The organism is Streptomyces sp. NPDC051322 (genome assembly GCF_040689485.1).
Lineage (GTDB): Bacteria > Actinomycetota > Actinomycetes > Streptomycetales > Streptomycetaceae > Streptomyces.
The window spans coordinates 70,729-94,362 of sequence record NZ_JBFBAK010000004.1 but is presented as its reverse complement, the minus strand read 5'-3'; the positions used below and the strand labels follow the sequence as shown (position 1 = coordinate 94,362).

The 23,634-nt window shown below is 69.0% G+C and carries 19 protein-coding genes and 1 pseudogene; 15 read left to right on the top strand and 5 right to left on the bottom strand.

The features are described from left to right. Window positions 1-90: 90 nt before the first annotated feature. Window positions 91-891: a VOC family protein gene (locus AB0436_RS11570; RefSeq protein WP_366467589.1), complete on the top strand. Its 801-nt coding sequence runs from the start codon at window positions 91-93 to the stop codon at window positions 889-891. 74 nt (window positions 892-965) lie between these two features. Further along, the gene (locus tag AB0436_RS11565; protein WP_366467588.1) at window positions 966-1,232 is read left to right on the top strand and encodes a hypothetical protein; all 267 of its coding nucleotides are present in this window, start codon (window positions 966-968) and stop codon (window positions 1,230-1,232) included. 55 nt (window positions 1,233-1,287) lie between these two features. On the opposite strand, the gene AB0436_RS11560 is transcribed toward AB0436_RS11565, so the two are convergent. Both AB0436_RS11560 and AB0436_RS11555 read right to left on the bottom strand, forming a co-directional pair. Beyond that, the gene (locus tag AB0436_RS11560; RefSeq protein ID WP_366467587.1) at window positions 1,288-1,998 is read right to left on the bottom strand and encodes a transglycosylase SLT domain-containing protein; all 711 of its coding nucleotides are present in this window, start codon (window positions 1,996-1,998) and stop codon (window positions 1,288-1,290) included. A gap of 453 nt (window positions 1,999-2,451) precedes the next feature. Then, window positions 2,452-4,329, bottom strand: a complete 1,878-nt coding sequence (locus tag AB0436_RS11555) for a SpoIIE family protein phosphatase (RefSeq protein WP_366467586.1) — start codon at window positions 4,327-4,329, stop codon at window positions 2,452-2,454. Window positions 4,330-5,038: 709 nt separating this feature from the next. Between AB0436_RS11555 and AB0436_RS11550 the strand changes: the two are divergent. Next, window positions 5,039-6,487, top strand: a pseudogene (locus AB0436_RS11550) (RICIN domain-containing protein); the annotation flags it as partial. A 72-nt stretch (window positions 6,488-6,559) separates the two neighbouring features. Here the strand turns inward: AB0436_RS11550 and AB0436_RS11545 are convergent. Continuing rightward, window positions 6,560-7,342 carry a transcriptional regulator gene (locus AB0436_RS11545; RefSeq protein WP_366467585.1) on the bottom strand — a complete coding sequence of 261 codons (783 nt, stop codon included), beginning with the start codon at window positions 7,340-7,342 and terminating at the stop codon, window positions 6,560-6,562. Between the two features lie 130 nt (window positions 7,343-7,472). On the opposite strand from AB0436_RS11545, the gene folE reads away from it, so the two are divergent. After that, a complete protein-coding gene (gene folE, locus AB0436_RS11540; RefSeq protein WP_366467584.1) occupies window positions 7,473-8,192 on the top strand; it encodes a GTP cyclohydrolase I FolE in 720 nt (239 codons plus the stop codon). 25 nt (window positions 8,193-8,217) lie between these two features. Further along, window positions 8,218-9,471, top strand: coding sequence for an FAD-dependent oxidoreductase (locus tag AB0436_RS11535; protein WP_366467583.1), 1,254 nt, complete (start codon window positions 8,218-8,220; stop codon window positions 9,469-9,471). A gap of 45 nt (window positions 9,472-9,516) precedes the next feature. Here AB0436_RS11535 and AB0436_RS11530 read toward each other — a convergent pair whose 3' ends face one another. Beyond that, the gene (locus AB0436_RS11530; protein ID WP_366467582.1) at window positions 9,517-10,116 is read right to left on the bottom strand and encodes a GNAT family N-acetyltransferase; all 600 of its coding nucleotides are present in this window, start codon (window positions 10,114-10,116) and stop codon (window positions 9,517-9,519) included. Between the two features lie 310 nt (window positions 10,117-10,426). On the opposite strand from AB0436_RS11530, the gene AB0436_RS11525 reads away from it, so the two are divergent. From AB0436_RS11525 to AB0436_RS11485, 9 genes are all read left to right on the top strand, one after another. Next, window positions 10,427-13,060: a glycosyl hydrolase gene (locus AB0436_RS11525; protein WP_366467581.1), complete on the top strand. Its 2,634-nt coding sequence runs from the start codon at window positions 10,427-10,429 to the stop codon at window positions 13,058-13,060. A gap of 280 nt (window positions 13,061-13,340) precedes the next feature. Next, complete coding sequence (locus tag AB0436_RS11520; protein WP_366467580.1) at window positions 13,341-14,144, top strand: ferritin-like domain-containing protein; 804 nt, start codon at window positions 13,341-13,343, stop codon at window positions 14,142-14,144. Between the two features lie 63 nt (window positions 14,145-14,207). Further along, window positions 14,208-14,654, top strand: a complete 447-nt coding sequence (locus AB0436_RS11515; RefSeq protein ID WP_366467579.1) for a nitroreductase family deazaflavin-dependent oxidoreductase — start codon at window positions 14,208-14,210, stop codon at window positions 14,652-14,654. A gap of 153 nt (window positions 14,655-14,807) precedes the next feature. Then, window positions 14,808-16,109, top strand: a complete 1,302-nt coding sequence (locus AB0436_RS11510; RefSeq protein WP_366467578.1) for a GDSL-type esterase/lipase family protein — start codon at window positions 14,808-14,810, stop codon at window positions 16,107-16,109. Window positions 16,110-16,185: 76 nt separating this feature from the next. Further along, window positions 16,186-16,683, top strand: coding sequence for an Lrp/AsnC family transcriptional regulator (locus AB0436_RS11505; RefSeq protein WP_366467577.1), 498 nt, complete (start codon window positions 16,186-16,188; stop codon window positions 16,681-16,683). A gap of 121 nt (window positions 16,684-16,804) precedes the next feature. Beyond that, window positions 16,805-17,620, top strand: a complete 816-nt coding sequence (gene ddaH / locus AB0436_RS11500) for a dimethylargininase (RefSeq protein ID WP_366467576.1) — start codon at window positions 16,805-16,807, stop codon at window positions 17,618-17,620. Continuing rightward, window positions 17,617-18,912, top strand: coding sequence for an ornithine--oxo-acid transaminase (gene rocD, locus AB0436_RS11495; RefSeq protein ID WP_366467574.1), 1,296 nt, complete (start codon window positions 17,617-17,619; stop codon window positions 18,910-18,912). Before ddaH ends, rocD begins: the two co-directional genes overlap by 4 nt. Before the next feature lie 76 nt (window positions 18,913-18,988). Then, window positions 18,989-19,585 carry a hypothetical protein gene (locus AB0436_RS11490; RefSeq protein WP_366467573.1) on the top strand — a complete coding sequence of 199 codons (597 nt, stop codon included), beginning with the start codon at window positions 18,989-18,991 and terminating at the stop codon, window positions 19,583-19,585. A 57-nt stretch (window positions 19,586-19,642) separates the two neighbouring features. Beyond that, window positions 19,643-22,327, top strand: coding sequence for a SpoIIE family protein phosphatase (locus AB0436_RS11485; protein WP_366467572.1), 2,685 nt, complete (start codon window positions 19,643-19,645; stop codon window positions 22,325-22,327). Between the two features lie 10 nt (window positions 22,328-22,337). Here the strand turns inward: AB0436_RS11485 and AB0436_RS11480 are convergent, their stop codons facing one another. Next, a complete protein-coding gene (locus AB0436_RS11480; protein WP_366467570.1) occupies window positions 22,338-22,742 on the bottom strand; it encodes a DUF5997 family protein in 405 nt (134 codons plus the stop codon). 58 nt (window positions 22,743-22,800) lie between these two features. On the opposite strand from AB0436_RS11480, the gene AB0436_RS11475 reads away from it, so the two are divergent. Next, window positions 22,801-23,574, top strand: coding sequence for a LysR substrate-binding domain-containing protein (locus AB0436_RS11475; RefSeq protein WP_366467569.1), 774 nt, complete (start codon window positions 22,801-22,803; stop codon window positions 23,572-23,574). Window positions 23,575-23,634 lie beyond the last annotated feature (60 nt).

Genomic DNA, 23,634 nt, shown 5'->3' with positions numbered 1-23,634 from the left:
GCCGCGCGGGTTTCGTCGGTACGGGTAAGGATGGTATTCCGCGACCGTGGACAGCGGTGACATCGTCACCAGCACATCGGAGGAACTCCCATGCTGACGACCAGCTACGTGCCGGGCACACCGAACTGGCTCGATCTCGGAGCCCCCGACATCGACGCGGCGGTCTCCTTCTACAGCGCCGTTTTCGGCTGGACCTTCGTGTCCGCCGGCCCCGATGCGGGCGGCTACGGATTCTTCCAGCTGAACGGCAGGACGGTCGCCGCGGTCGGTCCGCTGACCGAGGACGGTGCGAGTTCTTCCTGGACGGTGTACTTCCACAGCACGGACGCCGACCGGACGACCGACGCCGTGCGGCAGGCCGGCGGGAAGGTACGCCGTCCGGCCATGGATGTCTTCACCGCCGGGCGGCTGGCCGCCTTCACGGACCCCACGGGCGCCGAGTTCGCCGTGTGGCAACCGGGCGGCGTGGGGGGTCTGGAAGCGGTGATGGACGCGAACTCCCTGTGCTGGACGGAGCTGCACACCATCGACGCGGCGGCAGCGAAGGAGTTCTACCGTTCGGTCTTCGCCTGGGACTATCAGGACATGACGATGGCGGGCGACATGGTGTACACCGTGGCCTCCTCGCCCGGCGGGGGCGTGGAAGGTGACACGGGGCAGGGTGGCATCATGCAGCTCCCGAAGGAGAACGTGCTGGCCGGTTCGACATCCGAGTGGCACCCGTACTTCGGCGTGCAGGACTGCGATGCGACGTTCACCGCGGCCACCGAACGCGGAGCCACCGTCATGATGCCGCCGAGCGACGCACCGGGTGTCGGACGTCTGGCCATGCTGCGTGACCCCGCGGGCGCCCAGTTCGCCCTCATCAAGGGCGACCCGACGACGACGTGATCCGCCGCACCCCGATCCGCTTCGACGACCTTGTGCTGTCGTGCCTGTCAGTGGTGGCTGGCAGGGTGGAAGGCATGGACGAACTGAGACAGCGCAGGGTGTACGGCGCCGACCATGACGACCCGGACCCGGGCCCCCGGCCCGGCCATGCCTACCGGGAGCTGGTGGGTGGGCCGTTGGACGGCCTGCTGCTGGATGTGACCGGTTGGAGCGGAGCTCAGCTGGGGGAGGGGGCGGTCCTCGTCACCGAGATCGGCTCGTACGGCCCCGGGGGGCGGACGCTCTACGGCCCCCGCGCAGCGGACCCCTCGCGATGGGACTGGCAGGGAGACACACCCTGACCGCCGCCCGGCCCTTCTTCCGGGCCGGACGGCGGTCGCGGGGTGGACGGGTCGATCAGTACGCCGAGTTGACGTTGTCGATGGAGCCGTACCGGTGGGCCGCGTAGTTGGCCGCTGCCGTGATGTTCGCTACCGGGTCGGTGAGCTTATCGGCGGTACCCGTGACGTGGTAGGTGTCGAAGGTGGGCTGGATCACCTGCAGCAGTCCCTTGGAGGGTATGCCGTTGATGGCGTTGATGTCCCAGTCGTTCACGGCGTTGGGGTTGCCGCTGGACTCGCGCATGATGTTGCGGTGCAGGCCCTCGTAAGTGCCGGGAATGCCCTTGGCCTTCATGATGGCGAGCGACTGGCGGATCCACCCGTCGAGGTTGTTCGCGTAGTGCTTGGGCGCCAGGTCCTTGCGGTGCGTGGACCGGTTGGCAGCCTGCTTCGCGGCGTGCTTGGCGGCCTTGGACTGGGCCATGGCCGTGAGCTTGAGGTGGTCGGAGACGGATGAGGCATCCACGATCTTCGCCGTCTTCGCCGTCTTCGCGGTGTCCTTGGCCGTGTCCTCGGCCTGCGTGATGTTCGACGTGACCGGCTTCACGGTGGTGGGCAGCCCGTTGGCCTTGACCGGCTGAACGGTGGTGGAGGCGGCCGCCGTCGTGGTGTGTGCGCTGCTCGGTGCAGCGGTGGCGGTCAGAGCGGTGGCTGCGCCTGCGCTCACCAGAACAGCAGTGGCGATCTTGTGCGAGCGGGTGATGCGGAACGTGGTGAAGCGGGGCATGCGGACCTCTTCCAGGTGCGGGGACGGGGAGGCGGCCTTCGGTGGCGCGTGTCCAGGGGAACCGAGGGTCTTGGCCGCGTCCGCCGGGCTTGGCGTTGTTCGCAGGCTCGTTCTCGGTGCTTGCCGGGAACCATGGTTAGCGCCGCTTCTCGGCGGAGGCAATGCACCCTTCTACTACCCCTCATAGTGAGAAAAGGGGTAATGCCCGATATTGATAGGGTTTTTCGGGCAAGGAGAGGGGGAGGTCACCACTAACCGCCGTCGTACGTGACGTAGGTCCTGTGTCGGGTGTCACGAGCTGAGGCCCGCAAAAAGGGCTGCCGAGTTATGTGGGTCACACGCCATTTCGGCTGTAGGGCAGCTGTGTTGGAGCGGCGAACGGCGCGTTCGCCGCGTGCGATGCCGAAATGGCGGGCCCGGAGCGGACAACACGCCGACCGCACCCTCCGTGCGTCAGGCGTGCCGGCCTGCGGCCTCCTCGACCGAGAACCACACGGTCTTGCCTTCCGGCTCCGGACGGACGCTCCACTGGTCGGAGAGGATGTCGAGCAGCACCAGACCACGGCCGGAGGAGGCCATCTCACCGGGTGCGCGCTGGTGCGGCAGCTCGTCGCCTCGGTCGGTGACCTCCACTCGCAGGACGCGGCTGCCGAGCTCCCCGCTGACGGTGGCGGTGAATGCGGCGGCCTGGTCGGTGTGCACCAGCACATTGCCGAGCAGCTCGGAGGCCAGCAGCACGGCTGTGTCGATCTGGTCGGGCGACGCCCAGTCGTGCAGCAGCGCCTTCAGCTCCGTCCGCATTTCCGACACGCCTTGCGCCCGGTCCTGCGTGATGGTCAGCACGAGTCGCCGCTCCGGCACGTCCGGCTTCGGCACGCCGCCGTCGCGACGCAGCAGCAACAGCGCGATGTCGTCCTCGTTCAGGGTGATCGGCCGGTCCTGGTCGTGTTCCGGCAGTGGACCGCTCACCGCCCGGAGCAGCCGGTCGGCCATCGCCTCGAGGTCCGATCCCGGTCCCGGCGAAAGGGCGTCCCGCACGCGCGCCCAGCCGCTGTACATGTCGTGGCCGCCGGTCTCGATCAGCCCGTCCGTGCAGAGCAGCATGGTCTCCCCGTCGTGAAGCTTCAGGACGGAGACCGGGTAGTCGTCCTCGCCGGGAAGCAGCCCCAGCGGCAGTCCGCCGTCGATGTGCTTGATCACGCAGGTGCCGTCCGGCATGCGCAGCACCGGGTGCGGGTGGCCCGCTCGGGCGATCCGGAGAATCCCGGTGGTGGGGTCTGCCTCGAGGTAGATGCAGGTGGCGAATCTGTCCTCGTCCAGAGCGGACAGAAAGCGCGAGGCCCGCGAGAGCACGGCATCGGGCCGGTGCCCCTCCGACGCGTACGCGTGCACCGCGGTCCGCAGCTGAGCCATCAGTCCCGCCGCGTGCACGTCATGGCCCTGCACGTCACCGATGACCACAGCGAGTCTTCCGTTGGGCAGCTCGATGCTGTCGAACCAGTCGCCGCCCACCACCAGACCCCCGCCGGCCGGCAGGTAGCGGGTTGCCAGGCTGATCCCCGGGAACGACGGACCATCGTTTGCCATGCTCATCCGCAGCCCGTGGGACAGCGCGAGCTCTGCCTCGCCCGTACTGGCGCGTTCCAGCCCCTGCGCGACCAGCCGCGCCGCCTGGGCCAGCAGGGTGCGCTCGTCAGCGGTGAACGCGACGGGAGAACGGAACCCCGCCAGCCACACCCCGTTGATCCGGCCGGCGGTCACCAGCGGCAGGAAGGCCCACGAAAGCCGCCCCTTGCGGGCGGAAAGCGGGTAAGTCGCCGGAAAACGCCGACGGTATTCCTCCGGTGATTCCAGATAGACGGCTCGCCCGGTCCGTACCACTTCCACCGCCGGATAGTGGGTCGTCAGAGGCATCCGGAACGTCCGGTCGATCCCTCCGGGGCGGAAACCGTGCTCGCCGAGAGCGTTGAGGAACTTTCCGGTTACGCCGAAAACGGCCTGGCCGTCCAGCTGGAAATCCGGCGCGTGCAGCCGGGACAGCACCTTCAATATGTCGTCGAGCGTCTCCGCCACCGCCACCGCGTGGCCGGCGCCCAGCAGCAAGGTGTCACGGCTGCGGGACGTGGTGCGCGAGCCGTCCGGGTCCGCCTCCGGCCCGAGCGCCGGTCCGGGGCGGTCCGCGCGCCGGCCGTCGATCGCCTGCGCCACGGCTTCCCGCTGGTTGAGCGCATCGATCTGGCTCAGCTCGGCAGCGTATTCCCCAGGATCCGGTTCATCCCGTCCGCCACCCATCCGGTGCCCCTTCGTGCCGGTGTCTGCTCCTCGTACCATGCTCCGACGGGATGCCCCTCCTCGCAGTGCGGGGCGGGCTGCGGTTTGCCGTGGCGAGTCGCTGTTTCTACAACACGTAGTAGCCAATGCGGTGGCCTGGTGGCCAGGACACATCCGGATCATGCGACTGACCAAGACTTCGGGGCTCGGAACCAACGCCCGACGGCGGGGCCGTCCGGAGCGGGCGGATGGTGGCCGGCGGCCGTGGCAACGGGATTCACGCCGCTGACGGACGTGAAGCAACTCCCGTGCTACACCGCCTAACTGACACCTGGCTCGACGTCCCCGCCCGCCGGCCGAGGTCAACTGCCGGGCGTGTCAGGTCTGAACGGAATGCAAGCGCGACTGCCCTGAATGTGCCACGTCAGCGAATTCCGTTACGGGGAATGGAAGTTGTACAGGCGCCTTGTTCCCCGTGAGTCACTTGTGCAAGGGTGACAGGCGTCACGCATGGACAATCGCCGGTCCGTTCCGGCGTTCGAGACGCCGTACCGGTCGCCCAAAAGGCTTTTCACCGGTGGCCCCATCTGTGAAATAGGTACGCACCAATCAGGGCCGCTTTCCGGCGGTCGGGACTTCTCTGTGCCATTTTTGCGCCTTGGAAGGAAGCAGTGCTGTGTACACCCCCCCCACCCCGCGTTCGTCCTCTTTTCCTCCCGCCGGTTCCGTTCCGAGGGAGCCCGACGAGAGCCTCGCAGCTCAGCTGAGAATGCCCTCCGAGGACAACCCGGCGCATCCGGTGGCGGTGCTGCTTTCCTGCCACTGGGAGGCGGTATACGACTACGCGGTCATCTGTGTCGCGTCCTCGGGGGGTGTCGCGCCGGTCGTCGCCGCTGCCGCCTTTCACCAGGTACTCGAGCGCGTGGCGCGGGGCGAGTCGGCTGAGGCTCTGCGCCCGCGGCTCCTGGTTGTGGTGCGTGACACCGTCCGGGCATGGTCCGCGGAGCAGCACATCACCACGCTGATGCCGGAACTCCGGAAGCCGACGGGCGGCCGCGGCATGCGGGCCGCGAAGTCCATTACGGCCGAAAACAGGAAGCTTGCCCGTCGCTCCTTTCGGACATTGTCCGGAGTCGCGCAGTGCCTGCTCTGGCACATCGAGGTCGAGGCCGACCCCATCTCCGTGCCGGCCGGTTTGCTGGGCATGGATGTCCACGAGGCGTCGGCCGCGCTCGAACAGGCGCGCGAGCAATTCCGTGCGGGTTGCGTACGGGCCCACCGGGAACTCGCGCCGAGTAAGGAATGCCGTTCCTACAGTCGACTGCTCGATGTATCGATTCACCGTGGTGACACGCTCCTTCCGGATGTCCAGCAGCATCTCGTGGAGTGTCGTTACTGCCGCGATGCGGCCGAGCAGCTCAGGTACGTCGAGGGCGCAGTGGGCACCCTGTTGGCGGAAGCGGTACTCGGTTGGGGCGCCCGGCGCTATGTCGAGTCGCGGCCTGCTCGCGTCGCCCATGGGCTGCACGCCCGGGAACCAGCGGGAGACGGGCTGCGGCAGCCGGGCGCCGGAAGTCATCGCCTGCGGCCTCGCCTCGCCGATATCCGCGCACGGTTCACACCCGGGCAGCGGCAGTCGAATGCATGCATCGGCGGAGTGGGTCTCGTCGCGGCAGCCCTGCTCGCCACCGCGCTCACCCTCAGCCTCGTCTCCGACGGCGACGGACATTCGGGCCCCGCCGCTGCCACGGGTGCCGGCGGTTCGCGCTCCAGCACCGCTCTGCCCCCTTCCGATGCTCCGTCTGCAGGGCCGTCCGCCGACATGTCCGCAGGGCTGCCCGGCACGCCGATCCGCACGAGGCTGCGCAACGCCGCCGCGGGGCTGTGTCTCGACGTCAGGGGCGGGGAGGCAGAAGCCGGGGCCGACACGCAACTGGCTGCCTGCTCCTCCGGCCCGACCCAGCAGTGGTCGTACGAGGACAACGGCCTGCTGCGCAGTCTCGCCGACCCGGAACTCTGTCTCGACTCCCGATCGGCCGACGGTCTGACAACGCTCAGCAGGTGCGCCGGCCGCCCCGCGGGGCGCGCCGACGACGTGCGCTACGACCTCACGGTCCAGGGTGAGCTGTTGCCGCGCTGGCGCAACGGGTTGGCCGTCGCCCCTACATCCATCCACCCGGACGTGGATGTGGTCGTCAAGCTTCGCGACGGTTCCGCGCAGCAGCGGTGGCTGCTCGACTCGTCGGCGAGTGCGCCGGTGCCCAAGTCGATCGCCAAAACGCCTCCTCCGTCAGGGAGCCTCCCGCCCGCAGTCTCCCTCCGTCGTGCCGTCGCCGCCGGTACCGCCCCGGGACGGCTCCCGCAACTCGACGCAGCACTGGCCTGCCCGGGGAGCGAGTACGGCAGCGACGCCGGTGGCTTGCAGACCGTTGAGGAAGCCGCAGAGGAACGCGTGGTTGATTCCGCAGACAAGCTCGGGTGAGCGCGCAGCCTGCGCGTGGAAGGGGCAGTTGAGCAGTCGCATCCTCGTCGGAGCCTGCCGGTCGGGCTCGAAACCGTACTGCTCAAGCATGGTTTCCGCCGTGCTGATCGAGCGTTCGGGGCCCAGTCGACCGGGTCGTACACGGGTGCGCTCGGCGGCTCCCAGATCCTCGCCGCGCTGCCGGGCCGTACGCAGAGCGGCCGCTCGTGCGCCTTCGCCGGGTGACTCGGTGAGTACCGCGTCGATGAGGATCTCGGCGATCACATCGGGTCGCCGTTCCGGGATGCTGACGCGGATGTCCGCGTCCGTGGGTTCGTAGACCTTCGGCTTCCGCCCCACCCTGGGTGTACCGCCGGGATTCTCGTACCGGGCGCGCAGCAGCCCCGCCGCGACGAGCTTGTCGAGATGGAAGGCGGCCAGCTTGACGGAGATTCCGGCAGCGGCAGCGGTCTCCTCGCGGGTGACCGGGCGCCGCGCACGCCGAGCGATGGTGTAGAGACGGCGACGCTGCTCGTCCGCGAGCACCGAAACCGCTGCCACCGGCGCGTCACCGGACTCTTCGGGGGAGGGCGAGCTCGGGTACTTTTCCACACCTCCACGATATCGCCGATGCGCATGGGTGTAACCAGGCGCCTTGACAGTCGTTCAGAATAAAACCAATACTTGTTAGCGGAATGACGCAGCCAAGACCCCTCGGGATCCCGCATCAAGAAGGTGTGCCATGACGAGTGAGCCCCAGCTTCGGGCGCAGCCTCCGCTGATCACACCGATCGCCGGACCGCCCGGACAGCATCCGCACTTCACGCCGACAGCCCCGCCCCCTCGGTCACGGAAGGACAGCCCCGTCGCGCCGCACGCCCCGCTGCGCGTGGTGAACGAGACGGACGGTGTCGACCTGGAGGCGGCGGAAGAGGCGGCGCGCCGGTTCCTGCACGCGCTCGGGATACGTACGGACACCGAAAGTACGCAGGGCACGCCCGGCCGGATGGCTCGCGCCTACGCCGAACTGTTCAGCCCCCGGGCGTTCGACCTGACGACGTTCCCCAACGACGAGGGATACGACGAACTGGTGCTCGCCCGTTCCATTCCCTTCCGCTCGGTCTGCGAGCACCACCTCCTGCCGTTCGTCGGCACCGCACACGTCGGTTACCTGCCGGGGCAGCGGATCCTGGGGCTCTCCAAGCTCGCACGGGTGGTCGAGCACTTCGCGTGCCGTCCCCAGGTGCAGGAGCGGCTGACCAAGCAGATCGGCGACTGGCTGCAGTTGCACCTCGATCCCAAAGGGGTTGGAGTCGTCATCGAGGCCGAACACACGTGTATGACACTGCGAGGCGTTCAGGCCACCGGTTCGACCACCGTCACGTCCACACTGCTGGGCCTGCTGCGCCGGGACCAGCGTTCCCGCAGCGAATTCCTCGCCCTCACCCGCATCGCGTCCTGAACCGGCAACGACAGAGGAGCTGGACATGGCAGGAAACAGAGCATTCGTCATCGCCGGGGCGGGCCTCGCCGGTGCCAAAGCCGCCGAAACCCTGCGCACGGAGGGCTTCGACGGCCCGGTCGTCCTGCTGGGTGACGAGACCGAGCGCCCCTACGAGCGCCCGCCCCTGTCGAAGAGCTACCTGCTGGGCAAGTCCGAGCAGGAGAGCGTCTACGTGCACCCGCAGGGGTGGTATGCGGATCACGAGGTCGACCTGCGGACCGGCACCGCGGTCACCGGCATCGACGCGGACGGCCACGAGGTGGCGCTGAGTGACGGCAGTCGCATCGGCTACGCGAAGCTGCTGCTGGCGACCGGGTCCTCGCCCCGCCTTCTGCCGGTGCCGGGGGCGGACCTCGAGGGGGTGCTGTATCTGCGACGGCTCCAGGACAGCGACCGCCTCAAGGAAACCTTGCGCAGCGCGTCGCGCATCGTGGTGATCGGTGCCGGCTGGATCGGTCTGGAGACCACTGCCGCCGCTCGCTCGGCCGGTGTCGAGGTGACGGTGCTGGAGGCGGCGGAACTACCGCTTCTGCGGGTGCTGGGCCAGGAGGTCGCACAGATCTTCGCCGGGCTGCACACCGATCACGGAGCCGACCTCCGTTTCGGCACCCAGGTGGCGGAGATCACCGGGAGTGATGGCCGCGCCGACGGAGTCCGGCTCGGCGACGGCACCCTGATCGCGGCGGATGCAGTGGTCGTCGGCGTCGGCATCGTGCCCAACAGCCGGCTGGCCGCGGTGGCCGGCCTCGACGTGGACAACGGCATCCGCGTCGACGCGCAACTCCGTTCGTCGCACCCGGACATCTACGCAGCCGGCGATGTCGCCAACGCGTTCCACCCGGTATTGGGCCAGCACATCCGCGTCGAGCACTGGGCCAACGCACTCCATCAGCCCGGGACGGCGGCCCGGGCCATGCTCGGCCAGGACGTGAGTTTCGACCGGATGCCCTACTTCTTCACCGACCAGTACGACCTCGGCATGGAGTACACCGGTTATGTCGAGCCGGGCGCCTATGACCAGGTCGTCTTCCGAGGCAGCACCGAAAATCGGGAGTTCATCGCCTTCTGGCTCTCCGGTGGCCGGGTGCTGGCGGGGATGAATGTCAACGTCTGGGACGTGACCGACCCGATTCGCGCACTCGTGACCGGGGGGCGCCCCGTCGACGCGGAGGCGCTGGCCGACCCCGGCGTGCCGCTTACGGACCTCGTCCCGAGCCCCGGGCCGTCGTCCGAGTGACACCGTCGTCCGAGTGACACCGTCGTCCGAGTGACACCGGGCCGGTCAATGCGCCCGGAGCGTCGTGGTGGGCCCGTGGTCGTCGAGGTCTCCCTTTCGCAGACGGTAGACCTGCAGCCGCAGTCCGTAGTACTTGTCGGTCTCCCCGACCCATTCCATCCCCACCCGCCGGGCTGTGGCGGCTCCCCGGTTGTTGCGCGGCCGCAGCACGGCGAAGAGCTCCTCGATGCCGGAGGGGGACTCGAAGGCCTGATGCGCGACGGCGTGCCCCGCCTCGGCGGCCAGGCCCCGGCCCCAGACGTTCGGGGCCAGCTGCCAGCCGATCTCGAGATCGCCGTCGTCGGGCGGCAGGGGCAGCAGGCTGACCCCACCCACCAGTTGGCCTGTTTCCCGTAGCTCGACCGCCCAGCGACCCTGAGGCGGCTCCAGAGTGCCGGCTTCGGCGACCCACCGGTCCACCAGTCGCTGCATCGCCGCAACATCGGACACCGGCTCCAGTGCCGGGGCCAGCCACCGGGAGACCTCCCCCGCGCCGTAGATCGCCAGCGCCGCTTCGGCGTCACGCGTCGCCCAGGGCCGCAAAGCCAGCCGGGGAGTGGTGATGCGCGAACCTTCGATCACGACACGGTGTGTACGGTCAACCATGGCCTCGACGATATCACCGGAATTATGGACAATGCCGGTCAAAAGGGTGCATTCGGCGTCCCACGGATCGGTCGGTGCGGTGGCCCCGCGGCCTGCCGGCGCTTCTGGTGATCATGTGCCGCCTCCGGCGCCGGTTTCTTCGAGCGGGCTTCCCGTCGGGAACTCCCAGCGAGGGCGCGGCGGCGACGCCATGGCAGGGGCCTGACAAACATTTGGCCAAATCTCGTACACCGAGGCACACTTGCTCGCGCGACCGTGATCAGGTCTATCCCGATCGGCTGACACAGAGCCCGCATCGGGAGGGAACACGGTGGCATCATCCGCCCGTAAGAGACGATGGTTCACGATCTGCGCCATCACAGCATCCGCCGCACTCGTCGCCGTACCCGCAGGCGCGGCGTCCGGCGGCAAACCGAGCCCCTTCGGCCCCCGCGCCATGGACCGCCTCGCACATCAACGTACGGCGTCCCACGGCAACTTCGCCGCCCAGGTGGCAGGTGACGACGACGGTAACGAATCCGACGAGATCGCCGAGGGCGCGGACCAGTTCGCCGAAGCCCGCACCGCGCCGGGGGTGGTATCGCCCGGCGCCTTCGGAGCTGCCTGGAGCAGCTTGAACGGCCTGCGCCGTACCGGCAGCAGCTGGAAGAACATCACCGATCTGCCGTACGACTCCGACGACCCCCGCTACCGGGACTTCGACTCCAACTCGAGTGGCGGCTCCGGCAGAGTCACCGGCCGGATGGCCGCGATGGCCGCCGACAACGACGGCTATGTGTACGCTGGCAGCGCGGGGGGCGGTGTCTGGCGGTCCCGCACCGGTGGCGGCCACTGGGCGCCCATCAGCGACAAGCTGCCGACCCAGTCCACCGGAGCGCTGGCGCTGGACGGGGCGGGCCGGCTGTGGCTGGGCACCGGTGAGGCCACCACCAACGCGGACTCCTATCTCGGCAGTGGCGTCTATGTGCTGTCGGGACCCCACCACGGCACGTTCTCGCAGCGCGGCAGAGTCGGCGGTGACGAACTGGAGAGCACCACCATCCACCAACTCCGGTTCGGTGCGGGCCGGGTGTGGGCGGCCACCAGCGAAGGCGTCTGGTCCCACTCCACCAGCCGCCTCTCGGGTTCCTGGAAGCTGGAGTACGCCCCGAACCCGGACTACCTGCCGGGCCACGCCAAGGCGCATGATCCGGACGCCGCATACAAGAACATCACCAACGACATCGCCATCGACCCGAAGGACCCTTCCCGGGTCGTGCTCGCAGTCGGCTGGCGCAGCGGTGACGACTACAACGGCTTCTACGCCAAGAAGGACGGCAGCTGGCAGCGGCTGACCACGGGGCTGGGAGACCTCCCGTCGGACCCGGACACGGTCGGAGAGGTGACCTTCGCCGCCTCCGCCGACGGTTCGCGCTACTACGCCATCGACCAGTCGCCGAAGCAGTTGGAGGACAACCCGGACAGCTCGCTGGAGGGCATCTACGTCTCCAAGTCCGGCTCCCCGTTCGGTCCTTGGACGAAAACCGCCGACTACCGGCAGCTGGCCGCCTCGGGCTCGGCACTCACCGACCCCGGGTACATGCCGGGCGTGCAGGCCTGGTACAACCAGTTCCTCGCCGTGGACCCGGGTCATGCGGACCATGTCTACGCGGGTCTCGAGGAGGTCTACGAGAGCCAGGACGGCGGCGCCCGGTGGTCCACCGTCGGTCCGTACTGGAACTTCGGTTTCGCCTGCTGGAACATCGACCCCGCCGAGCAGACGGGTGACTGCAACCCGACCACCCACTCCGACCAGCACGGTGTCGCGATCGGCCGCTACCACGGGAAGGCGTACGTATACGTCGGCAACGACGGTGGAGCGTACAAGCGTCCGGTGCAGGGCTCCCAGGACGCCGACGGCCACGCCACCGACTGGAGCTCGTTGAACGACGGAACCATCGACACCCTGCAGTACTACTCGGTCGGCATCGGCAAGGACCTCGACCACGGTGGCGTCTCGGTCACCGGCGGCCTGCAGGACAACGGCCAGTCGGAGCTGCGCAGCAACGACAAGGTGATGGGCTCCAACTTCGGCGGTGACGGCACCGACACGATCACCGACCCCGCCAACGGCTGCAACATCGCCCAGGCCTACGTCTACCTGCAGATCCAGGTCACCCAGAACTGCGCGGTCAACGACGGCTCGTGGGAGGACGACCCGGCCAACGCCACCTCGTACTCCGTGGCCCCGCCGGACAACCTGACCGGCGAGGCGCGCTTCGTCGCCCCCATGGCGGCGGACGGCAAGGACAGTTCGACCTGGGTAGCCGGCGGCCGGCATGTGTGGGTGCAGACCCATGGTTACGCGATCCGCAGCAGCGCGGAGTGGTCGAGCGCCTTCGACCTCGGCAAAGGGCACACCGCCACCGCGGTGGCCTCCTCGGGCGGCAAGGTCTATGCCGCCTGGTGCGGACCGTGCGACAGCAAGGACTTCACCCGCGGCATCGCGGTAGGCAACGTGGACGGCACCGGCTGGCACCAGGTCGCCCTTCCGGTGGACGGCTCCGTGCCCAACCGCTACCTCAGCGGCTTCGCCATCGACCCGGAGAACGCCGACCACGCCTACCTCACGGTCAACGGCTTCTCCCGCCAGTGGACCGAGGGCCCCGGCGCAGGGGTCGGCCACGTCTTCGAGACCAAGGACGGTGGCAGCACCTGGCAGGACATCTCCGGCAACTTCCCGGACATTCCGGCCGACGCCGCGGTGGTCCTGCCGGGTGGCGGCCTCGCAGTCGCCACCGATCTGGGAGTCGTCTACCGCGGACACCGCACCACCCGGTGGGAACGGCTCGGCTCGCTGCCCGCGGTGGCCGTGCTCCAGCTCAGGGTCGGCCCGGACAACAAGTTGTACGCGGCCACCCACGGTCGCGGCATCTACACGATGTCCGTGCGCGGTCTGAGGTGACCCGACGGTGATCACGGGCGCCGGACCTGCCGGGTTCGGCGCCCGTGGCGTGACCCGTGACGGGCCCCACCGTCCGGGACGCCTGCGCGGTCACCCCTTCGGCGTAGGGGCTGCCGTCACCGCGTCCACCGGCGCGATCGGCGTCCGCCTGCGCCACACGCTCCGCCGGCCGGCCCGAGCCCGGGATCATGGATTGCCGGTTCGCCGGTATGGCATTTGACTGATTCCCGTCAGACCCAGAACCGGATTGTCGGCGCCTTGGTGCACGGAGGTGGCAGTGATGCTTTCGGCGCGGAGCATTCTCCAGGAAATCGTCGACGGCGAGCACTCCTTCCGTCTCTTCTGCTCCATCGCGGCCGGCGGGGAGTCCCAAGGTGGCTGGGAGAACGGCCGCATCGCCGCCCTGGTACCCGACAGCATGCGCGATCTCGCACCGAAGATCGCCCGGCACGGCGCGGACGAGGACAAGCACGGCAGGATCTTCAACGCCCTGCTCAGGAAGCGCGGACTCGATCCGGTGACGGTGCCGCCGGAGACCGACTACACGATGCTGCTGGAACGGCAGGGAATCGGGCTGAGCCACCACAAGTTGCACGGGAGTGAGCAGCTGTCCGAGCGGGATATCGTCGTCTACCTCGCCCACAGTCGGGTCACCGAGCAGCGGGCCGCGGAGCAGATGCACGTTCTGGTGAATTGTCTCGGAGCGCGGACCGAGCTCGGCCGGGCGGTGAGAATGATCAGCCGGGACGAGGACAACCACCTCGCCTACTGTCATGAGGAACTGCTGCGGCTCGCAGCGCGGGGCCACGCACGCACCATCCGTACGGTGCTGAGGGAGAGCGCGCTGGCCGAGATCCGGGTGTACCGGGAGGTCACTCTCGCGGTGATGGGGGAGATGGGCCGACTGCTCGACTGGCCGAAGAGCAAGGCCGGTGTGCTGGCCGCGGGTATCCACGGCCTGTACGGGTACGAACGCCTGGGGGGCTGGCACCGGATGGTGAGCCTGAACATGCCCGCACGCAGAAACGCGCTCGGCGGCGCGTCGCCCGTTGCGTCGGCCCCGGCCGGTGAGCGAAGCTCGTGACATCGGCTGTGATCCCCTGCAGTCGCACATCACGGGCAACTTCTGAGATGGGACGGTAGAACCATGCCTCTTGACGGTCAGTACGAGCCGAGTCCGGAACAATGGGTTCGCGACCAGGTCGATTTGTACGAGAGCTCCGGCGGCACCGACGGGACAACGATGCGCGGTATGCCCGTCATCGTCCTCACCACTCGCGGCGCGAAGAGCGGGAAAATCCGCAAGAGCCCGCTGATGCGGGTGGAGCACGACGGGAAGTACGCCGTCGTCGCATCCCTGGGTGGCGCTCCCAAACACCCCGTCTGGTACCACAACGTGGTGGCGGACCCCAGGGTGGAGCTGCAGGACGGTTCAGTGCGCCAGGACATGACGGCCCGTGAGGTGACCGGAGAAGAGAAGGCCGTGTGGTGGGAGCGCGCGGTCGCGGCGTTTCCGGACTACGCCGACTATCAGAAGAAGACCGACCGCGAGATCCCGGTCTTCGTCCTCGAGGCCGTGCCCGAGGGGCACTGACCCGACCATCACGAGTTTCGCGAGGCGCTCCACACCCCGTTCGGCGGTCTTGTCGTAAGCCGCCGGGTCTCCTACGGTCCCTTGAGAGGTGGTGCCGGGCGGCGGATTGACAACGTTGTCCGCATCACGGATCACGTCAATGAGGGCGGGGATATGAAGCGAACAAGACGAGGAGCGGGGCGGATGCTGCGGCTCGGCGCGCTGCTGGGTGTGCCGGTGCTCCTGCTGTCGCTGGGCGGCGCGGTGCAGGCAACCGGAGCCACCTCGGTACGGGCAGCCCACGACGGTGGCTGGTACACGTCGTGGGCGGAGTCCCAACAGGACGCCGCGCCCTCGCCGCTGCACAACCAGTCGGTTCGTTCCCTGGCGCACCTGAGCCAGGGTGGGGACGCCGTTCGGATCCGTATCCAGAACCAGTTCGGCACGGAGCCGCTCGAGGTCGGCGGGGGCGCCGTGGCCCTCAGCGACGGGAAGGGACCGGCGGTTCGCAGCGGTACCGGTCACACGCTCACCTTTCACGGCGACCACTCGGTGACCGTACCGGTGGGTGGCGAGGCATGGAGCGATCCGCTCCGCGTCGTCACCGAACCGGAGGCCGATCTGGCGGTGAGCCTGTACGTACCGGGGACCGCCAGACCCGGCCGCCACATTTCTGCGTTCCGTGACAACTACCTGACTCCGGCCGGCAGCGGTGACCACGTCCGGGACACCGCCGGTACGGCGTTCACCCGGACCGTCGGCTCGACCTACCTGGTCAGCGCGGTCGACGTGCACAACCCACAGCTGCGCGGAACCGTCGTCGCGTACGGCAGCTCGGTCGTCGACGGTACCGGCAGCACCAACTGCGGCCCCGGCTGCACCACCAGCGGCAACAACCAGCGGTGGACGGACGACCTCGCCCGGCGGGTAACCGGGGAACTGACCCCGCATCAGCAGTTCGCCGTCGCCAACGCCGGCATCGGCGGCACCACCAGCTCGGAAGAATGCCCCAACGAACCCGCGGGCGTCGTGGGCCTGGAAGCCGCTCCGCGACTCGGCCGTGACGTTCTGGCACTGCACGGTGTCACCGGGGTGATCTTCTTCTACGGAACCAACGACCTGGCGGACGGCTGCACCTCGGCCCAGATCATCGACAGCTATCGCGAGGTCTTCACTCGCCTGCACGAAGCGGGGATCAAGGTCTACGTGGTTCCGAGTACCCCGAGGCCCTCGTACACCGACCAGATGAACCAGTACCGCTGGGATGTCGGCATGTACGCCTCCAACCAGGGAAGCTGTGGCGGTGCCTGCGAGGGGGTGATCGACTTCGACCAGGTCATCAAGGACCCGGTGCACCCCAACAGCATCAACCGGGCGTACGACAACGGCGACGGCATCCACGTGAACATCGCCGGGCAGCAAGCGGAGGCGGATACGATCTCGCTGCCCCTGCTTCTCGCATCGACCCGTCACTGAGCCGCCGTCAGGCCCGGCCGTCGCGGAACCGAGCGGGGTTCCACGACGGGCACGACGGAAAGGCGCACACCGACTCATGGCCCATCAGCCGGCCCTTGACGACCTCGACCGCAAGATTCTTGCGGCGCTCGTGGCCAACGCCCGCATGAGTTTCGTGGAGATCGGACAGGACATCGGGCTGTCGCCCGCCGCGGTGAAGCGGCGGGTGGACCGGCTCCGGGACACCGAGGTCATCACGGGCTTCACGACGCTGCTGCGCCCCAGCGCGCTGGGCTGGCGCACCGAGGCCTATGTCGAGGTCTACTGCGAAAGCGCCGCACCGCCGCGCCGGCTGGCCGAAGTCGCACGCACCTACCCGGAGGTCGTGGAGGCGATGACGGTCACCGGAGGCGCCGATGCCCTGATGCACATCAGAGCCGCGGACATGGAGCACTTCGAAGAGGTCCTGGAGCGCATCAGGGCCGAACCCTTCGTCCACCGGACCAACAGTGTGATGGTCCTGACGCACCTGCTGCCCGCCCATCTGGCCACGGATCTGACGACTGATCCGGTCGACGAAAAGAAACGTCACTGAAAGCGGGCAGAACGCAACGAAGCTGCGCGTTCACACAATCGACGGTCCTTGCCGCACCGCACCATGGATTTCTACGATTGCTGCCAATCCTCAGAGTTGTTTCGGCGGAAGGAAACCCCTGGTGCCGTCCATTCCTGTCGCGCGCCCGCGCCGTTACCTGCTGTGCGAACCACGTCATTTCGACGTGCGCTACACCATCAACCCCTGGATGGCCGACGGCGTCGAGGTCGACCGGGAGCGAGCCCTGGCCCAGTGGCGCGTCCTCGTCGACACCTACGGCCGCCTCGGCCACGCCGTGGAGACGGTCGATCCGGTGGTCGATCTGCCCGACATGGTCTTCGCCGCCAACGGTGCCGTCGTCATGGGCGGACGCGTCCTCGGGTCCCGCTTCCACGCACCGCAGCGCCAGCCGGAGGCAGCGGCCTTCCAGGCTTGGTTCAAGGACGCCGGATTCGACGTCCACGAACCCGAGTCCACCTGCGAGGGCGAGGGCGATCTGGTGCCTGTCGGCCGATTCCTGCTGGCGGGCACGGGATTTCGGACTGTTCCCACCGCGCATCAGGAGGCCCAGGAGTTTCTCGGCGTCCCGACGATCAGCCTGCGGCTGGTCGATCCGTACTTCTACCACCTCGATACGGCGCTGTTCGCCCTGGACGACGAGAACGTCGCGTACTACCCGGACGCGTTCTCGCCAGGCAGCCGCGAGGTGCTGCGCGGGCTCTACCCGGACGCGATCATCGCCACCCGGGAGGACGCACTCGCCTTCGGGCTCAACTCCGTGTCCGACGGCCGCCACGTCATCGTGGCGCCCCGGGCCACCGGGCTCATCGCCCAGCTGTCGGGCCGTGGATACGTCCCCGTCCCCGTAGACCTGTCAGAACTGCACAAGGCCGGTGGCGGCGCCAAGTGCTGCACCCAGGAGGTACGAACCGCATGACCACGACCGCACCGGACCCGACCGCACCGGACCCGACCGCACCGGACCCGACCGCACCGGCTCCGACCGCACCGGCTCCGGCCGCCCGCCGTTCTTCGGGCGCCCTGATCGAGGCGGAGAATGCCTGCCTCGCGCACAATTACCACCCGCTGCCCGTTGTCGTGGCCCACGCGGAAGGCGCGTGGGTGCGGGATGTGGAAGGCCGTCGTTATCTCGACATGCTGGCCGGCTACTCGGCACTCAACTTCGGTCACCGTCATCCCGCCCTCATCGAGGCGGCCCGCAGTCAGCTCGACCACGTCACCCTGACCTCACGAGCCTTCCACAACGACCGCCTCGCCGGATTCGCCGAAGGCCTTGCCCAACTGACCGGGCTCGACATGACGCTTCCGATGAACACCGGAGCCGAAGCCGTGGAGAGCGCCGTCAAGATCGCTCGCAAATGGGCGTACGAGGTGAAGGGCGTCGCCGAGGACCGGGCGACCGTCATCGTCGCCTCCGGCAACTTCCACGGGCGCACCACCACCATCGTCAGCTTCTCCGACGACCCGACCGCGCGTACCGGCTTCGGCCCGTTCACCCCGGGATTTCGCACCGTTCCCTACGACGACCTGGCAGCCCTGGAGGCCGCCGTCGACGAGACGACGGCGGCTGTCCTGCTGGAGCCCATCCAGGGTGAGGCCGGCGTCCGCATCCCGAGCGACGGATACCTGGCGGGTGTCCGCGAACTGGCGAGCCGTCGAGGCATCCTGTTCATCGCCGACGAGATCCAGTCCGGCCTCGGCCGCACCGGCGCCACACTGGCCGTGGAGCACGAGGGGGTGCGCCCCGACCTGCTCCTGCTCGGCAAGGCACTCGGCGGCGGCATCGTTCCGGTGTCCGCCGTGGTCGGGCGCCGGGACGTGATGGGCGTCCTGCGTCCCGGCGAGCACGGTTCGACGTTCGGTGGCAACCCGCTGGCCGCCGCCGTCGGCACCGCGGTCGTCGACCTGCTGAACACCGGCGAGTTCCAGCAGCGTGCCCGGGAACTGGGCAGTGTGCTCACCGAGCGGCTGTCCCAGCTGGTCGGCCGCGGGGTGCTGGCCTTCCGCGCACGCGGGCTGTGGGCAGGCGTCGATGTGGACCCGGCGATCGGCACGGGACGCGAGATCAGCGAGCGGCTGCTCGCCGAGGGCATTCTGGTCAAGGACACCCACGGTTCGACGATCCGGCTGGCCCCGCCGCTGACTCTGACCCGGGAGGAACTGGAATCGGCGCTCGATTCGCTGCAGAAGGTGCTTTACCGGCTGTGATGATCGCCGCGGGTGTGACGTTTCTGCGGCCCCGTGCGCTGAAAGGGACATGCCCGGTCGTGCAGACGGAGACGTGATGAGCGTGGTGGAAGTGATCTCGCAGGCCGATGGACGAGGCCTCGCGGTGAGCGGGCTCGCCTGCCTCGACCGCTGTGTGCCCTTGTTGTGTGCTGACGACGAGGTCCTGCGGCCGTTGTGGACAGGGCTCGCGAACGAAGGCAGGGGCTGGGGCGAAGGCCTGGACTCCGCTCGGTCCGCGCCGGCCGGCCCCGGCACCGCGGTCGACGCGGACCTGGTCGAGGCGGCCGAGCTCGCTCGGACCATGCTCGACGAGGCGCCTGCCGAACTCCTTCCGTACTTGGAGGGCACGGCAGGCGCCTCCGCCCGCGGCCCGCTGTACGCCTGGGCCGACGCGTGTTCCACTGCCGCGCTGGAGATTCACCGGCTGCTGTCCGGCACCAGCGATGCCACCTGGTCCGTGACGGCGACACGTGAGGGCAGCGCTCATGGCACGGTACCCCTCGTCGCAGCGGAACTCCGGCGCCAGAAACAAATCCTGGGTCTCCTCTCGGATCCAGCGCCCGGTGCCCTGCGCCGAGCTCTCGATCTGACGACGGAAGGCCGCCATGTCGTCCGCGCGGTGGTGTCGCGCCGGGCACGGGCCAGGGCCTGATGCCCGGCTGACGGTGCGCGGTTCGCCCGGCGTATGTCGAGGGTGTAGAAAGAGGTCATGGCCGGACGCTACGGCCGCCCGCGTTCGGTTCTCAGGATGCGAACTGTCGCAGGCCAGGTCTTTCTCCTGCAGGTGGCGATCGTGGTGCTGCTCGTCGCCGCCGCCCTGACCGCGCTCGTCCTGGAGTCCCGGGCCGACAGCAAACGGGAGGCCCGCAACCGGTCGGTCGCCGTGGCCCAGACCTTCGCGAATGCGCCGGGCATGGAGAAGGCACTGGCGAGCCCGGACCCGACAGCCGTGCTGCAGCCACGGGCCGAAGCCGCCCGCAAGGGCTCCGGCGTCGACTTCGTCGTCGTGCTGAACCGGCAGGGAATCCGCTATACGCACCCGCTGACCAACCGGATCGGAAAGAAGTTCGTCGGCAACCTGCAGCCCGCGCTCGCCGGTCACGTCAGCACCGAAACGATCAACGGGACCATCGGGCCTCTGGTGCAGGCCGTGGTGCCCGTCTTCGGACGGGACGGCAAGGTCGTGGGGATGGTGTCCGCCGGGATCACCATCGAACGCGTGAGCGGCGTCGTGACGGGGCAGCTTCCCCTCCTGTTCGGCTCCGCCGGAGGCATTCTGCTCGTCACCACGGGCGGCACGGCGCTGGTGAGCAGACGGCTGCGCCGGCAGACCCACGGCCTCGGTCCCACCGAGATGACCCGGATGTACGAGCACCACGACGCCGTCCTGCACGCTGTACGGGAAGGGGTGCTCATTGTCGGTGGCGAAGGCCGGCTGTTGCTCGCCAATGACGAGGCACGACGGCTGCTCGGCCTGTCGGCGGACGTCGAAGGACGCTCGGTGACCGAGCTGGGTCTCGACCCGGTCGCCACCGCGCTGCTGGTCTCGGGAAGAGCCGCGACCGACGAGGTCCACCCCATAGGGGACCGCCTGCTTGCCGTGAACCAGCGTCCGACGGACCAGGACGGCGGGCCACCCGGCAGCGTGGCGACGCTGCGCGACACCACCGACCTGCGGGCACTCACCGGCAGGGCCGATGTGGCGCGGGGACGGCTGAAGCTGTTGTACGACGCGGGCGCGGAGATCGGCACGACCCTCGACGTGGTGCGGACCTGCGAGGAACTGGCCGACTTCGCCGCGACCCGATTGGCCGACTTCGTCACCGTGGACCTGGCGGAGGCGGTGCTGCGGGGCGAGGAGCCGACGGCCACCGGCGCGGGCGGCACCATGCGCCGTATGGCCTTCAGCGGCCCGCGGGAGGACACCGGGCTCTACCCGCTGGGCTCGGTGATCCGCTTCTTGCCGATCACGCCGATGGGTGCCGGCCTCCGCAGGGGCGAAGCGGTCCTGCAAGCGGACCTGGGTGCTCTCTCCGACTGGCAACAGCAGAATCCGGTGCGGGCCCGGCAACTGCTCGAGTGCGGAATCCATTCCATGATCGCCGTGCCGCTGCGTGCCCGCGGTGTGGTGCTGGGAGTGGCCATGTTCTGGCGTTCCCAGCAGCCCGCCCCCTTCGAGGACGAGGACCTGTCCCTGGCCGAGGAACTGGTCGCCCGCGCCGCGGTGAGTATCGACAACGCACGCCGCTACACCCGCGAGCACACCATGGCCGTGACCTTGCAGCGCAGCCTGCTGCCACGCGGCCTGCCCGAACAGAACGCCATCGACGCGGCCTACCGGTACCTCCCCGCGCAGGCCGGGCTCGGCGGGCTCGGGGGAGTGGGCGGTGACTGGTTCGACATCATCCCGCTGCCCGGCGCCCGGGTGGCCCTGGTGGTGGGCGATGTGGTGGGTCACGGACTCCACGCGGCCGCGACCATGGGACGGTTGCGTACCGCCGTCCACAACTTCTCCACTTTGGACCTGCCGCCCGATGAACTCCTGTGGCACCTCGACGAACTCGTGGCGGGGATCGACCAGGAGGAGGCACTCGACGGCGCCGATGCGGGAGTCACCGGCGCCACCTGTCTCTACGCGATCTACGATCCGGTGTCCGGACGCTGCACCATGGCCCGGGCCGGGCACCTCCAGCCGGTGATCGTCCATCAGGACGGCAGTGCGGCATTCGCCGACGTGGCGGGTGGCCCGCCGCTCGGCCTCGGTGGCCTTCCCTTCGAGACGACGGAAGTACAGCTCCCGGAGAACAGTCGCCTGGTCCTCTACACGGACGGACTCGTCGAGGACCGGCACCGCGACATCGACGAAGGGCTGGGTCTCCTCCGACGCACCCTCGCCGACCTCGCCGACCGGACGCCTGAGGAGACCTGCGAGGCGGTCCTGCGCGTCCTCGTCCCCGAGCGAGCCCGCGACGACATCGCGCTGCTCGTCGGCCGTACCCGCAGGCTGGACGCCGCGGACGTGGCCGAATGGGAGGTTCCCTCCGACCCGTCAGCAGTGTCCCGGATACGGGTCGACGTCACCGGCAAGCTGGCCGAGTGGGACCTCACGGAAGCGTCGTTCACCACCGAGCTGATCCTCAGCGAACTGGTCACCAACGCCATCCGCTATGCCACCGGACCCATCGGCGTACGGCTCGTCCGTGACCGCGCTCTCATCTGCGAGGTCTCCGACCGCAGCAGCACCTCGCCCCATCTGCGGCAGGCGGCCACCACCGACGAAGGCGGCCGCGGACTGTTCCTCGTTTCCCAGTTCGCCGACCGATGGGGGACCCGCTACACCCGCGACGGCAAGGTCATCTGGACCGAACAGACCCTGCTGGCGCCTCGCGACTGACTCGGTGGATTCAGGAACGCGAGCCGTGGTCCTGATCGCCCCGCGCCGCGTTCTTCTCCTTGATACGCACCGCTTCCTTGCGGACCTCGGCCTGGGTGGCACGTTCCTTGCGCAGCCAGTCGGGCTGGTCATTCTTGAGTGCCTCGATCTGCTCCGTGGTGAGGGCCTCCGTGACTCCGCCGCGGGCGAGACCAGCGATGGAGACACCCAGCTTCGCCGCGACCACCGGCCGGGGATGCGGGCCTACCCGGCGCAGTTCCAGCAGCCACTCCGGCGGGTCCGTCTGCAGTGCGGCGAGCTCGTCGCGCGAGACGACCCCCTCCTGGAACTCCGCGGGAGTGGCCTCGAGATACACACCCAGCTTCTTCGCCGCGGTTGATGGCTTCATCGTCTGGGTCTTCTGGTGCGACGTCATGGTGTCAAGAGTATCGAGCGTGTACGGGACCGCTGACCACGACCGGTAACCTGGCGGAGTGACCGGCTCGGAAGTACCCCCCTCGTTCCGCCTCGCGTACGTCCCCGGGGTGACACCCACGAAATGGGTGCGGATCTGGAACGAGCGGCTGCCGGACGTCCCACTGACCCTCGTCGCGGTGCCCGCCGCCGAAGCAGCCGGCCTGCTGCGGGACGGTGGCGCCGACGCGGGCTTCGTACGGTTGCCGATCGACCGGACGGACCTCAGCGCGATCCCCCTGTACACCGAGACGACGGTGGTCGTGGTTCCGAAGGATCATGTCGTGGCAGCGGTCGGCGAGGTGTCCGCGGCGGAGCTGGCCGACGACATCGTCCTGCACCCCCTCGATGACACCCTCGACTGGGAGGACCGGCCAGGCCGGCCCGCGAACGAGCGCCCGGCCACGACGGCGGACGCCGTGGAACTGGTGGCGGCGGGGGTGGGACTGTTCGTCGTCCCCCAGTCGCTCGCCCGGCTGCACCACCGCAAGGACCTCACCTACCGGCCCATCCTGGACGCCCCCGAGTCCCGCGTCGCGCTGTCGTGGCCGCAGGACGGAACCACCGAACTGGTGGAGGACTTCATCGGGATCGTCCGCGGGCGAACCGTCAACAGCTCACGCGGCCGCCGCGAGACCCCGCAACAGCCGCCGCGCAAGCGCCCCGAAACAGGAGGCGCCCGACAGAAGCCCGCCGCAGGCAGGGCGGCCGGCAAGAATCCGCGCGGCGGCTCCCGCAGCGGCTCGGGCGGCGGTCAGGGCGGCAAGCGCGGCAAACCTCGCCGCCGGTCGTAGCCTCACCCCCGGCACGGCTACGGGAAACGAAATTGAGCCGTCCCGCCGGCTCGTGGACCC